This is a genomic window from Hornefia porci, assembly GCF_001940235.1.
Lineage (GTDB): Bacteria > Bacillota > Clostridia > Peptostreptococcales > Anaerovoracaceae > Aminicella > Aminicella porci.
This window is the reverse complement of the sequence record NZ_MJIE01000001.1, coordinates 2,227,168-2,241,136: the sequence shown is the minus strand read 5'-3', so window position 1 is coordinate 2,241,136 and position 13,969 is coordinate 2,227,168. Positions and strand designations below refer to the sequence as shown.

11 protein-coding genes and 1 riboswitch are annotated in these 13,969 nt (G+C 53.9%); of the genes, 2 read left to right on the top strand and 9 right to left on the bottom strand.

Features of this window, described 5'->3' with window-relative positions; all coding sequences use genetic code 11:
* Positions 1–82: 82 nt before the first annotated feature.
* Positions 83–1,393: an aspartate kinase gene (locus BHK98_RS10390; RefSeq protein WP_075714039.1), complete on the bottom strand. Its 1,311-nt coding sequence runs from the start codon at positions 1,391–1,393 to the stop codon at positions 83–85.
* A 7-nt stretch (positions 1,394–1,400) separates the two neighbouring features.
* Positions 1,401–2,591 (bottom strand): methionine adenosyltransferase, encoded by a 1,191-nt coding sequence (metK, locus tag BHK98_RS10385; protein WP_075715140.1) that lies wholly within the window; start codon positions 2,589–2,591, stop codon positions 1,401–1,403.
* Between the two features lie 110 nt (positions 2,592–2,701).
* Positions 2,702–2,817: riboswitch (SAM riboswitch) on the bottom strand.
* A 102-nt stretch (positions 2,818–2,919) separates the two neighbouring features.
* Between metK and BHK98_RS10380 the strand changes: the two genes are divergently transcribed.
* A complete protein-coding gene (locus BHK98_RS10380; protein ID WP_075714037.1) occupies positions 2,920–4,101 on the top strand; it encodes a hypothetical protein in 1,182 nt (393 codons plus the stop codon).
* Positions 4,102–4,517: 416 nt separating this feature from the next.
* Positions 4,518–5,738: an alanyl-tRNA editing protein gene (locus tag BHK98_RS10375; RefSeq protein WP_075714035.1), complete on the top strand. Its 1,221-nt coding sequence runs from the start codon at positions 4,518–4,520 to the stop codon at positions 5,736–5,738.
* 123 nt (positions 5,739–5,861) lie between these two features.
* On the opposite strand, the gene BHK98_RS10370 is transcribed toward BHK98_RS10375, so the two are convergent.
* The 7 genes from BHK98_RS10370 to kamB all read right to left on the bottom strand — a co-directional run bounded on the left by BHK98_RS10370 (position 5,862) and on the right by kamB (position 13,951).
* Entirely contained in the window at positions 5,862–6,527 is a 666-nt protein-coding gene (locus tag BHK98_RS10370) for a 3-oxoacid CoA-transferase subunit B (protein ID WP_075714033.1), read from the bottom strand.
* Positions 6,515–7,237 carry a CoA transferase subunit A gene (locus BHK98_RS10365; RefSeq protein WP_075714031.1) on the bottom strand — a complete coding sequence of 241 codons (723 nt, stop codon included), beginning with the start codon at positions 7,235–7,237 and terminating at the stop codon, positions 6,515–6,517. The genes BHK98_RS10370 and BHK98_RS10365 overlap by 13 nt, the downstream gene beginning before the upstream one ends.
* 71 nt (positions 7,238–7,308) lie before the next feature.
* Positions 7,309–8,679, bottom strand: coding sequence for a short-chain fatty acid transporter (locus BHK98_RS10360; protein ID WP_075714029.1), 1,371 nt, complete (start codon positions 8,677–8,679; stop codon positions 7,309–7,311).
* A 186-nt stretch (positions 8,680–8,865) separates the two neighbouring features.
* On the bottom strand, positions 8,866–9,666 hold the full coding sequence (gene kamE, locus BHK98_RS10355) for a lysine 5,6-aminomutase subunit beta (protein WP_075714027.1): 801 nt from the start codon (positions 9,664–9,666) through the stop codon (positions 8,866–8,868).
* On the bottom strand, positions 9,666–11,222 hold the full coding sequence (gene kamD / locus BHK98_RS10350; RefSeq protein WP_075714025.1) for a lysine 5,6-aminomutase subunit alpha: 1,557 nt from the start codon (positions 11,220–11,222) through the stop codon (positions 9,666–9,668). The genes kamE and kamD overlap by 1 nt, the downstream gene beginning before the upstream one ends.
* A 12-nt stretch (positions 11,223–11,234) precedes the next feature.
* Positions 11,235–12,878, bottom strand: a complete 1,644-nt coding sequence (gene kamC / locus BHK98_RS10345) for a lysine 5,6-aminomutase reactivase ATPase KamC (protein ID WP_075714023.1) — start codon at positions 12,876–12,878, stop codon at positions 11,235–11,237.
* A gap of 17 nt (positions 12,879–12,895) precedes the next feature.
* Complete coding sequence (kamB, locus tag BHK98_RS10340) at positions 12,896–13,951, bottom strand: lysine 5,6-aminomutase reactivase subunit KamB (RefSeq protein WP_143404584.1); 1,056 nt, start codon at positions 13,949–13,951, stop codon at positions 12,896–12,898.
* Positions 13,952–13,969 lie beyond the last annotated feature (18 nt).

Here is a 13,969-nt window from a genome sequence, read left to right as displayed (position 1 = left end):
TTTCTCAGTGCATGTATCTTGCAGCACTTGCATTCCCGTGCTCCGAAGTTCCCGCATTCCGCAGTGCGTGTGTCGCAAACGCTCAGGAAAACGCCGCGTAAATCGCACGGATAGCGTTCTCGAAATCTCCGTTCTCCACGCCCACGATGATGTTCATCTCGCTGGAGCCCTGGTCGATCATCCGGATATTCACCTTCGCATCCGCCAGTGCGGTGAACAGTCTGGCCGCCACGCCGGCGCGCCGGTTCATTCCGTATCCCACTGTCGCGATCAGAGAGATGTCCTCGAACACTTCAATATTATCCGGCTTCAGCTGTGCGTTGAATTCTTCCAGGATTTCATCCAGCCGGCCGTCAATGGCGCTGTCTGCCAGAACCACGGAAATCGTGTCAATTCCGGTAGGCATATGCTCGATGCTGATATCAAAGTCCTCCAGAATCATCAGGATTCTGCGCACGAACCCCTTCTCCGCAGCCAGCATGTTTTTATAGATGGCGATAACCGTGAAATCGCGGCTTCCGGCGATGCCCGTGACGATTTTCTCGCTGGTTTCCTCCTCCGCCGTAATGATCGTGCCCGGATCCTCAGGCTGGTTGGTGTTCCTGATGTTAATCGGAATATTCTCCACGCGGCACGGATAAATCGCGTCCTCATGCAGCACCGACGCGCCCATGTACGACAGCTCCCGCAGTTCTTTGTACGAGATGCGGTCGATGGGCCGGGGGTCCTTCACGATCCGCGGATCCGCCATCAGAAAGCCGGAGACGTCCGTCCAGTTCTCATACATGTCCGCGTTCACTGCCCGGGACACCAGTGCTCCCGTGATGTCCGAGCCGCCCCGGGAAAACGTGACGATCTCGCCCGTTTCTCTATCAGAGCCGTAAAATCCCGGGATTACCGCATGCTCATGCTTCGAGAGTTCCGCGGAAAGAGCACGGTTCGTTTCCTCTGCAAGGAGACGGCCTTTTCTGTCGAACAGAATCAGGCCCGCCGTGTCTACAAAGTCATAGCCGATGTAAGCCGCCACCAGCACCGCGGAGAGGTACTCCCCGCGGCTCGCGATATAGTCCGCGCTGGCGCCGTTCTTCATATTCTGCAAAATAACATCGAAATGCTTCTGCAGGTCCACATCAATACCCAGATTCATCTTCGCCGCGTTGAAGCGGTCCTCGATGACCTGAAACAGCTGATCATAGGGCAGATTCTGATCCATGTGCGTCTTGCACAGGTACAGCAGATCTGTCACCTTGTTATCCACCTCGAAGCGTTTTCCAGGCGCGGACACAACAATGTATCTGCGGTCCGGATCGCTCTCGATGATCTTGCGGGTCTTCTCAAGCTGGATGCCGTCCGCCACAGAGGACCCGCCGAATTTCAGTACTTTAACTCCCATATACCGATTATGCCTCCAATTGCAGCTCTGCTTTCAGCTCCTCCACCTTGTCCAGGCGCTCCCAGGGGAACTCCACATCCGTTCTTCCGAAGTGGCCGTATGCAGCAGTCTGTCTGTAAATCGGTCTTCTGAGGTCCAGATCGCGGATGATCGCCGCCGGACGCAGGTCGAAATGCTTATCTACGATTTCAGCGATTTTCTCATCCGCAAGCTTTCCTGTTCCGAAGGTGTCCACCATGATGGAAACCGGTCTCGCAACGCCGATGGCGTACGCCAGCTGAATTTCCAGTTTATCTGCGAAGCCCGCCGCCACCAGGTTCTTGGCCGCATATCTCGCGGCGTAGGTTGCGGAACGGTCTACCTTTGTAGGATCCTTGCCGGAGAACGCGCCGCCGCCGTGATGAGCGTAGCCGCCGTAGGTGTCCACGATAATCTTCCGTCCGGTCAGGCCGGAGTCTCCGTGAGGTCCGCCGATGACGAAACGTCCCGTCGGGTTCACAAAGTATTTGGTCTCGTCGTCCAGCAGCTCTGCCGGAATAATGGGCTTCACAACGTATTCGATGAGGTCTCTGCGGATCTGCTCCTGAGTCGCCTCAGGGTCGTGCTGAGTGGAAATCAGGACGGTATCGATTCTCTTGACTCTGTCACCGTCATATTCCACCGTAACCTGCGTCTTTCCGTCCGGACGCAGATATTTCAGCGTTCCATCCTTTCTTACCTTTGTCAGCTGCAGCGCCAGCTTGTGCGCCAGCGAAATCGGCATCGGCATCAGCTCAGGCGTCTCGTTGCAGGCGTATCCGAACATGATTCCCTGATCGCCGGCGCCGATGGCCTCGATGCCGTCGTCCATGGTTCCTTCCTTGTGCTCCAGAGCATCGTTCACGCCCATGGCAATATCCGCGGACTGCTCGTCGATCGCGCTGAGAATGGCGCAGGTTTCCGCATCGAATCCGTATTTGGCGCGGTCATAGCCGATATCGCGGATGACTCCCCGGACAATCTTGGGGATGTCCACATAGCAGTCTGTGCTGATTTCGCCCATGACCATGGCGTATCCCGTTGTCGTCGTCGTCTCGCAGGCAACGCGTCCGTTCGGATCCTTCTCCAGAATCGCGTCCAGAATCGCGTCTGAAATCTGGTCGCACATCTTATCCGGATGTCCTTCTGTAACAGATTCCGATGTAAATAATCTTTTCATGTTTCCCTCCTGTTTCACACCCTCCGGTGTTCCCTCGCCGCGCGTTCTCCACGGCGCCTTCGCAATAAAAAAGCCTTTTCCGGAAAGAAAAGGCGTGATTACCTTCACGTTCCTCATCTTTCAGATATACTGTAGGACGTAGCACCTTGCCGGCAGCGCCGTATTGCGCCGCATCCAGGTTGCCGGGCATCAAAGGGCCTATTCCCTCCGCCGCTCTTGATAAGGATACCGTCATTCTATACTATCGGCAGTACCTACGTCAATATACAATGTTGCTATGTTTGTCAAAAAAAGGTATACTTTTATCAAAAGTAAAAGGAGTTTCAACTTGACTGATATCAGAAGCACGTTCCGGGTTCTGGAGGGCGGTCTGGCCCGCACCGCCACCCCGCTGTACCAGACATTCCACTCCGCGTGGATCACCAACACGAGGCTGATGGGCGTGATCTGTCTCTGCATCCGCTGGACCGGAGACAGTCCCAGGTCCGGCGACCTCTACCAGTTTTTTTATTTTGAAGCCGAGGGACAGGGCTTCGACCGTTTTGAATGGCATGACGGTGTGGACAAAACCTCCCTCAGGGAGCTTGAGGCCTCGCTCATCGGCGGTCTCGGCGGCCGCAAGGTGGCGATACGGCAGCAGGAGGCCGTGCACCTTGCGCAGTATTTCATCCGCTACAACAAAAAATACGCCCTCGCTCTTCCTGAGCCGGAGGACAAATATCTGTTCCTTCTGGAAATGGACGGAACGCTGACGGAGGAACAGCAGGCCGCACTTTTCGACAAAAGCTGCGTCCGGCTGACCTCGAAGAACGCGCTGGCCAATTATTTTCTGATGCGCGTCTTCGGACATGACTTTCCGGCGGCCGCCAGACTTGCTGCCGACGGCGTGGATCTTGATTTGTTCCCCGGGCTCAACGCACTTACCTACTACCGCAACGAGATCACGATGGCAGAGGGGCGGAGCAGCTGCCGCTGTGAATCGCTGATTGAAACGACACAGGGCTTCCGCGTCATCGTCACTGCGCTGACATTCACCGGCATGAAGATCAGCGGATTCCGATGCATCTCAAATATGCGGATTTCCGACATGGAGGCGTATATGAATCTGGCGCACTCTGAGTTCGTCACGGTATACCGGTATGAAGGCAGCCCGGAGGAATTCGTCCGGAGCAGCACCGAGCTCACGAAGAACGCGATGATTCTGCCGGAGCACAACGGCCGGACGTTCATGATTTACAACCCGACTAATGACCATGTCAAGGAGCCGGTGTACCTTCTGTATAACGATCTCACCGGAGTCTATCATATGGATGACAGCGGACAGCTTCTGGTCAGCTCCGCCACGCTGAGGAACATACGGAAGCTGGAGCTCGACCTGCACTTCAGCCCGCTGCGGGAGAAGCTGACGCCGGTTTCGAGCTTCGAATTCAATGAGCCTGTGCTCATGCAATACCTGGACAGCGATTTCACTGACTTTCTGGAATTCATCGACTCCATCAAGGTGGAATGAGCCCGCGGCGACCGGCGTCATTGCGTTCGGCGAGCGCAGGCTTCGCAAAACACGGTTCTGCGAACTCACGGCCTCACGCGCCCGCGGTCTCGCGGCACCGCAGTCTCTCCGCAATCCTGTTCGGAAAAGTATACAAAATCCAGCCTGCGGAAACGGTATTATGTCAACTTATGTTCGCGGTTTGGCAAACGATTGTCAACACTCCGCAAAGCCTATAAATATAGGGAATCGAGGGAGTTTTCCACATGAATCCGAGAAATTGTATACGATTTTTGTCACAACCCGATGTGGAAAATTCAATCCTTGAAAATCGTTGGAATTTCAAGACTATACCTATTGATTCTTTTTTGTCAAGAGGTAGTTATCCACATTTTTTACCGCATTATTTTTTCAGAATTTAGTAAATGGGAGGAACTATGAAAACCAGAAAATTATTCCAGCAGAATGTTTATCTCAAAAGCGTGACAGCGACTGTTTTATCGGTCAATTGCGATTCAAATAATACCCTTGTCACCCTGGATCAGACCGTCTTTTTCCCTGAGGGCGGCGGGCAGAGCGGCGACCGCGGCACTTTAACGAAGGGTGGAACCGTCTTCCCCGTTGTCGATACTCAGGAGAACGATGCAGAAGAAATTCTTCATATCATCTCCGGCCGCACAGAGAAGCTCCGCCCCGGAGACACGGTAGAGGCGACCCTCGACTGGCCGCACCGTTTCGACAACATGCAGCGCCACTGCAGTGAGCATATTCTGAGCGGCGCGGTTTACCGGCTGTTCGGCGGCGCCAACAAAGGCTTCCATATGGGCGAGGATTCCATCACGATCGACATATCGTTCAATGGCGATTCGTCATCCGGCACATACGAAAAAATGACGTGGGAAATGGCTGAAGCTGCGGAAACAGAGGCGAACCGCGTCATCTGGCATGATCTCCCGGTCTCTGTGGACCGGTTTGATACCCGCGGAGAAGCGGAGAAATTCCCTCTCCGAAAAGCGCTGGCGTTTGACGAGGATATTTCCATCGTTACCATCGGTTCCCGGGACAATCCCGCGGACTGCGTAGCCTGCTGCGGAACTCACCCCGCCCGGAGCGGTGCGGTGGGTCTGATTAAGATATATAAAATCGAGCCCAACAAAGGAATGTCCCGCATCTATTTCGAAGCGGGGCAGCGCGCGCTGGCTCATTATCAGAACCAGTTCAACACCCTGTACGAGCTGGGAAACCGTATGTCTGCGGGATACGATGACCTGCTCCGCAAATACGACGCACAGGCGGCGAAGAACCAGCAGCTCCACGACCGACTTTCTGCTTTCCGCACCCGGATTCTGAATGCGGAGCAACAGCGTCTCACTGCGGAAATGCGCCCCGGTCTGATCTCCCGTTATGACGACCTGTCCGTAGACGATCTGTTCAATCTCGGCAAAAAAATCGGGCCCGTCTGTCAGGGCGTGATTGCGCTGGTTCACGAACCGAGCCACACCGCGATTCTCCTGTCCGGCGAAAAGCACTGCGGAAATCTGGTTAAGACCACCGCTCCCCAATTCAGCGGCAAGGGCGGCGGGAACGGAACCTCAGCACGAGCCTTTTTCCCGGACAAAGAACATCTGGAGGCATTTCTGAACGCGGTGCTCGCGTAAGCAGCGGTGCTTGCGCAGACGCAGCGTTCATGCACATAGACAACGGCGCAGCCGATATGTCCGACTGCGCCGTTTCTTGTTCTCTTTTTCCGGTTTGCCCGAATCGTCCGGGTCGGAATCCGATTATTCCTCTTCCATCGGTTTGAGGTCATCCGCGAAGATCAGCTTGCATGCTGTCGCGTTCTGGATGTCCTCCTTGCTGTAATCCGGATGCAGCTCGGTTACGACCAGCCCCTCCGGTCTTACTTCCATAACGCCCATTTCGGTCACGATCAGGTCAACACACTTCTCTGCGGTCAGAGGCAGTGTGCACTTCTCCATGATTTTCGGGTTGCCCTTCTGGGTGTGGGTCATCGCGATGATAACCTTTTTCGCGCCGACCACCAGGTCCATGGCGCCGCCCATACCGGCAACTTTGTGACCCGGAATGATCCAGTTCGCCAGGTCGCCGTTCTCCGCAACCTGCATCGCGCCCAGCACGGTGGCGTCCAGATGTCCGCCGCGGATGATTCCGAAGCTGTCCGACGTATCGAAGTACTTAACTCTCGGCAGCACGGTAACGTAGCTTCCGCCGGAATCAATGATATCCACATCGATCTTGGACGGATCGCTGACGGTCTCATCCAGCCCCGCGAATCCGTTCTCGGAGTGCAGGGTCACGATCACATCCTCAGGAATGTAATTCGGAACCATGGTCGGAAGGCCGATTCCAAGGTTTACGACATCCCCGTCATGCATTTCCTTTGCCACTCTCTTGGCAATTCTTTCCTTGAGTTTTATATCTGCCATTTTGGTTCTCCTTCCACAACATCATTTACAAGTACGCCTGCAACGTCAAATGTATCCGGATCAACCTCGCCGATATCGACCAGCTTCTCCGTCGCGACGACAACGTGATCCGCGGCGCCGGCCATAACGTAGTTATAGTTCTTGGTTGCCTTGGCGCTCATGAAGTTGCCGAATCTGTCGCAAACGGAAGCTCTGCAGAATGCGTAATCCGCGTGCAGAGGTCTCTCCAGCAGGAAGCGCTTTCCATCGATTTCAATGGTCATCTTGTCTCTGCCCAGCTCGTCCTTCTCGGTCTCCATCGGAGTTCCCAGTCCGGTCGGAGTCAGAACGCCGCCCAGTCCGTAGCTGGCCGCTCTGATCTTCTCAGCCAGAGTACCCTGCGGTACCAGCGTGTAGGTCAGAGTTCCCTCAGCGAACTGCTCGTTCAGCTTCGGGTTTACGCCCAGATGGGAAGCGATGATGTGGTCAACCTGATGGCCGACAAGGAGCTTGCCTACGCCTCTCGGGGTCTTTCCGGGACCGTTCGCCGGCTGTCCGACATCCAGTCCGCCGTCATTCGCGATTACAGTCAAGTGCTTGACGCCTTTTCTGACAAGCGCATCCATCAGGATTTCCGGGGAACCTGTTCCGAGGAAGCCACCGATCATGATGGTCATACCGTCTTTAACGCCAGCAACTGCTTCATCGGCAGTAATTACTTTGTCAATCATAATAAATCACCTTTCTATAAATTTTAGTCATGGAAGGCCGTTTCCTCAGGATCTCCGGCTTCACGAAAACGTTAGGCCATCAATCCTACAACTACGAAACCTCCACATACTACTATACCAACAAAGAACAATGTTATCAAGCAATATCCCATAATATCTCTTGCCGAAAGTCCTGCAATTCCCAGTGCCGGCAGTGCCCAGAACGGCTGGATCATATTGGTCCACGCATCACCCCAGGCAATGGCCATTCCGGTAATGCTCGGATCGACGCCCAGCTTCAGTCCGGCCGGCATCATGATCGGTCCCTGTACCGCCCACTGGCCTCCGCCGGAGGGTACAAAGAAGTTTACGATTCCTGCGGACAGGAATGTGAACAGCGGGAACGTCACATTGTTCGAAATCGATACGAAGAAATTACTGATCACGCCCGCCAGAGAAGTTCCGCCTTCCGGAGCGAAGGTCATCATTCCCATGATGCCTGCATAGAACGGGAACTGAAGGATGATGCCCGCAGCGCCCTTCGCGGAATCCGCAATCGCCCTCACATATCCGATCGGCGTCTTGTGGAAGATAATTCCCAGGATCAGGAAAATGAAGTTTACGATATTCAGCGACAGGTTGAACCCTGAGGTCGCGAAATAGTAAACCAGATAAACCAGTCCCGCGATCGCGATAATCGCCGAGCAGGTTACGCTGTTCTCCATTTTCTCAGCCGGGGTCACCGGTGCGGCGTATTCGATCTGCGCCTCGGCAAGCAGCTTCGGGTCAACGGTGATCGCCTCTCCCGGAGCCGGGTGCATCTTCGCGTTGATGAACGGCAGACATACCAGAATGATCAGGCAGCAGATCAGATTCCACGGCGCAAAGATCGTCTGCGATGTGGAAATGATATGAGTTACCGCCCCTCCGGTAGCCGTCGCCAGAGCGCCAGGTGCTCCCGGTGCGTCCGGAGTCGCCAGCGCAAGCGGAATCGATCCGGAAATTCCGGCGTGCCATACGACAAAGCCCGAATAGGCTGAGGCAATCAGCAGTCTGTAATCGACTCCCTTGATCTGTCTCGCCAGCTCCTTGGCCAGAATAGCTCCGACAACCAAGCCGAATCCCCAGTTCAGCCAGCAGGCCAGCAACGAGAAAAACGTAACAACGATAATCGCCTGTACCGGCGTCTTGGCAATACTCGCGATTCTGGCAATCAGCTTCTTGATCGCCGGCGCATTCGCGAATGCGCTGCCCAGTACCAGAACCAGAACCATCTGCATCGAGAACGCCAGCAGATTCCATACTCCCACGCCCCATGCGTTAATCACGGCGATGACGCCGGCGTGCGTCGCCGGCAATGCGCCGATGAACACGACGATCGTCAGGATAATACAGAAAATGAACGGGTCCGGCAGATAGCGGTTCACCAGGTGAACGCAGCCGTCAGTTAATTTCTTGAACATCTCATTTCTCCTTATAACTATAATAAGTCAATAATAAAAATTCTTCCCGCAGCAGTTCCCTGCTGCAACTACATTATAGTCTCGGAGATATGAATTGTCAACAATTTATCAAAACATGACGTAAGCGTCGAAACCGCTAAATTTCAACGCTTACGTTGTTTTGTTCATTTCTTAACACAATATGTGTTATCTGTCCTCGATTTTCGGTTTCTTCTGCCAGCCGCGCTTCACGACTTCTTCCATGATGAAGGACATTACATGCTCTGCATATTTACCCGGTCCGAATCCGGCGTCATATCCAAGCTCCTGTGCCAGCTCATGAGAGATTCTCGGTCCGCCGCAGGTGCAGATCAGCTTGTCTCTGAGGCCTTCTGCCTCGACCAGCTCGATCATCTGGGTCAGCTGCTTGATGTGAATGTCTTTCTGTGTAACCGTCTGCGAAACCAGAATCGCATCCGCGTTCACCTCTCTGGCCTTTGCAAGCAGCTGCTCGCAGGGAACCTGAGAACCCATGTTGTAGGCGACCACATTCTTGAAACGCTCCAGACCGAAATGTCCGTGGAAGCCCTTCATCTGAATGATCGCGTCGATGCCGACAGTATGCGCGTCGGATTCGATGGAGGCGCCGACGACGACGATGTCTCTGCCGACATTTTCCTCGATCCATTTGCCGCACTCCACACGATCCAGCACCTCGACGTCCACCTTCTTGACCTTGATCTTCGTGAAGTCAACGGTATGCGTGCTCTTTGCGTATACAACAAAGAATGTATATCCCGGACAGAGTTCATGGTAGTAGGTTACGTTCGGTTCCTCCATGCCCATCTTGACCACATACTGCTTGGCAGCTTCCTCTGCCTCTTCGCCGTATGGTACCGGGAGAGTAAAAGCGAGTTCCATATAGCCGTCGTTCAGGGTATCGCCGTAAGGCTTGACCTTGGTCAGATCAACCTGAGCAATTGCCGCAGCACAATTCTTATCTGCCATTATTCTGCACCTTCTTTCATCAGAGGAATGAACGGATTGAAGTACTGGTCGTCCTTCGAGCAGACGCCGTCCAGTCCGTGTCCGCCATCCTTAGGTCTTTTGACTCCGCCGAATTTACCCTGTTCGATTGTCGAGAACAGGCCGTCCTTCTCAACCTCCGCCAGCAGGTCGTTAGCCTTGGACAGAACGAGCTGAGCTCTCTTCTGGATGATGCCATCCTTCTTGAACTCCACCTCGTCGCCGATGTGTCTGGCGTTGTTGAAGATGTACTGAGCGTTCTCAATGGACAGGTACCGGTCCTGCATATGCGGCGTCAGAATCGCCTCGGTCATCATACCGAGGAGCTGCAGCGACTGTCCGCTCCAGATGGAAACCAGGTTGAACAGCGCGTCCTGAATATGTCCGCGGAAAATATTTCCGGTCATGAACTTTGTCGGCGGCATGTACTTGAGGCTCGCGTTCGGGAAAATCTCCTTGGCCATAACAGCCTGCGCCAGCTCGTACAGGAAACCGTCCTCCATCATCGGATCCATCTCGAAGGCGTGGCCGAGTCCCATCTGCTCCTCCGGGATGTTGGCAAGAACCGCAAACTGCTCATTGATGAATTGAGACGCTGTGACGGTATGCGCCGCCTCAAACGCGTCATCGGTGGTCAGATAGTTGTCCTCTCCGGAATTGAAGATGATTCCGCAGTAGCCGATGATTACACGGCTGAAATACTGGTCAACGATGGTTCTCTGCATATTGATGTCACGGAACAGGATTCCGTAAATCGCGTCGTTCAGCATGACGTCCAGTCTCTCGATGGCGCCCATGGCCGCGATTTCCGGCATGCACATACCGGAAGAATAGTTGCACAGACGGATGTATCTGCCGACTTCCTCTCCGACTTCATCCAGTGCCTTTCTCATGATGCGGAAGTTCTCCTGCGTCGCGTAGGTTCCTCCGAATCCTTCTGTGGTCGGTCCGTAAGGTACGTAATCCAGCAGGGACTGCGCTGTGGTTCTGATTACAGCGATGATGTCCGCGCCCTGCCTCGCCGCAGCCTTCGCCTGGACAACGTCCTCATAGATGTTTCCGGTCGCGACGATAACGTACAGATACGGTCTGCTGCCTTCGCCCAGACGTTCAATATATTCGTTTCTCTTGGCGGTCTGTGCCTTGATTCTCTTCAGGGAAGCGTGCACGATAGGCATAATCGCCTCTTCCGCCTCTTTCGCAGAAGCTGTGTCAAGCTTGGTGATATCCAGCTCACCGGCTCCCACCTTTTCCGCGATCTCCTGGGGCTGCAGTCCCGTCTGAATCATTGCGTTGCCCATCCAGTACGCAGCGCCGCGCGGGAGGCCGCCGGCCGCCTGGATCTGCTCCACAATGACATTCGGAAGCGGCGTCTCGACATCGTCAATGCCGTCCACCCCCAGCAGTCTCAGGACGGTTCTCTCCGTACTTACTGTCGTATGTACGTCGATGAATTCCTGCATGTCCCTGGCCACATTAGCGGCGTGCTGACGCGCGCTGTCGACCATTTTAGGATCAATGTTCAATTTGCTTTTCATCCTGTTATCTCCTTACTTAATATACTTTTTGGCGCCTTCGATGATTTCCTCATTGAGGCCCAGCATCTTAGCGATATTCAGAGCGTCCTTCGGGATCTCTCTGTTTTCTGTCACCGTATATAATCGATAGTCCATATACCGGGAAATAATATTTATTCTTTCTCTTCTGTTTGCAAGATGAAGTTCACTGTCCAGCTTTCTGAAGTCCACGTCGGCCAGCCCGCGAACCTGCATATTCTTGATATCGCGTTCTTCTGTCACCGCGTCGAAATGTGTCGTGATCAGGGAGATATAGCTGCGGACCTTCAGATAATCGATCAGGCTCCTGGTCAGAGCCAGCCCCTCAATCGGGTTGGTTCCACTGGCAATCTCATCGATCAGGATCAGAGAACGGTCCTGACTGTTGTCCAGAATCTCCTTCAGCTCCTCCATTTCACTTCCGAAGCTGGATAAGCCACGTTCCACAGACTGACTGTCGCCAATCAGAATCTGCATATAATTCGATAATCCGATTCTCGCCCTCCTGCAAGGGACAAAGAATCCGTATTGGGCCAGCATCGGCACCAGACCGGACAATTTCAGTGAAATCGTCTTGCCACCCATATTGGCGCCTGTGATGCAGGTCACGCCGTCCGCCAGCGCAATGCTGACGGGACAGTATTCTTTTCCTTTGGAATGCAGGACCTCTTCTACCTGCAGGTGTCTGCCCTCTTCAAATTCAACAACGTGCTCCTCGACAATTTCCGGTTTGACACAATCATGCCTGATTCCATAGATTGCCTTAGCAAGCGCAAGATCCAGAGCTCCTATCTTACAACAGTTCTCAGTCAGAAGCTCCTCACAGGAGGCCACCTCCTGCGAAAGAAGCTCCCGTATTCTCAACTCTTCTTCCTCAATCTCGCCGTTGACCTCTTCCATGTCTCTGACGAGCTCATATACCTTGTCCGATTTTGCCAGCTCAAAGGTGACTGACATATAATCTTCCGAAATCTGCTCAAGATCTTTTATCTGCCTTGCTTTCTCCAGATCCTCGCTGGACCTGGAAATGATGACGTCGAATTTCGGCGTCAGTACGATGCCGTATTCCTTCCGGATTTCTTCCTTCCTGGCCTTCTGCGTTCTGCGGATCAGAATCTCGCAGCGATGCTTCTCCTTCCGCAGCTCAGCCAGTTTTTCCGAAAAGTCATCGTAGATGTAGAATGTGTTAAGTCGATCTCCTCTGGGGTCCAGCCTGTCCAGCAGGGGTGTCACGTCGTCCAGAACATACTCCTCCGGCACAGGGCTTTCCGTCTGCGCGCAAAGTTTTCCGATCTTCTGCATCTGCAGAAGCATCGTCTTCACCTCAAACAGCTCCAGCACCGACAAAGCGTTTCTGTGACTTCTCCGGATCGTGTAGGAAAGATCCTTCATTTCCATGAAGGTCTCCTGTATTCTCGAAACCTGGCGGTCACTTTCCCGGACAAATTTCATCATGTCTTCGACCTTGTCCAGCTCGTGCCGCAGCTCGTTCTCCTCACCGGGATAAAACGGTTTTCTCTCTTTCAGGAGTTTCTTTCCAAAAGGCGTATTCAGATCCAGATGAGCCATGACATACTCAAAACCCGTCTCCGTCCTGGTCTTCACATTGGCCAGCCTTCTGTTAGAACCCTGCTTCATGTCTACTCCCTTTCTGACTACATTCTCACATCGATAACCGGTATGTCGGGAAGCGCTTCCTGCATTGTATCTCTCAGCACTCCATGTTCAAATGAATATCCGCCCGGCGAAAAAGGATTGACGGTCACCGCCGCAATCCTGATGTTCTTCAGGACGCTTACCGAAAATCCGCGCTTGATCAGCTGTCTCCAGTCCATCACATTGATAAAAATCCTTGTGGGATCCTTCAGGATGAACCTGACCCTCTTCAGCTTCTCAGTCTGGATATCGGCGATCACGCTGTTTGTAAAAGCCCCCGGGATATATACATACCGCGTGTCTTCTGTAATCGCGTCGTCGATAAAACGACTGCCGCCCAGTCCGGTAGCCAGCTCCAGCCGCTGCACACCGCCGTCTCTGTCAATCAGCGTCACACGCTCCTCTCCGCGCGTCTCCGCCAGCGCCTGCCGGGCCGTTTCGTCCTCAAGCTCCGGAAGCCGGTACAGATTGACGATATGGGAGGTTTCCTCCACCACCTTTTTCAGGCTCCTGGAGAGAACCGCTCCGGTCGACAAAATAATCGCGTCCGACGTTTCCGGCGCCGCAATGGACTTCCTGTCGATGGCGCCGTCGATCAGAATCAGCTCCGCGCCGAGATCAAACATCCGGGCGCACATTTTTTTGTTGTCCGCGGTCGCCACGGGTCCGGCAATCTGCACATACCCGCTCTCCGCGACACGGCAGAGCATGATGTCTCCGATCGCCGTACCGAACTTTGTCAGCTCCAGAATCTCCAGCCCCGCCTCAGCCAGCTCATACAGCTGCGCCGGAACGGAAACGACCGTGTCCTCATAAAGATACACCCGGGGCTTCTCTGTTCCCGTCACCAGGTCAGAGGTCTCCCCGTCCCGCCCTGTGGATGTGATTCCGAGTCTGATCATTTCGTCATCCGCTTCCTCGATCAGATAGTTCAGTGCGGTGGTCTTCCCGGCGTTTTTCGCCATGCCGACAATGGACAGTGTCTTGTATTCAGTTGACAGATCGTATAATAAGCCCATAATTGATTGTTGCCTGTGGATATTCTTGAATGACATAGGGAGACCGAAGCCTCC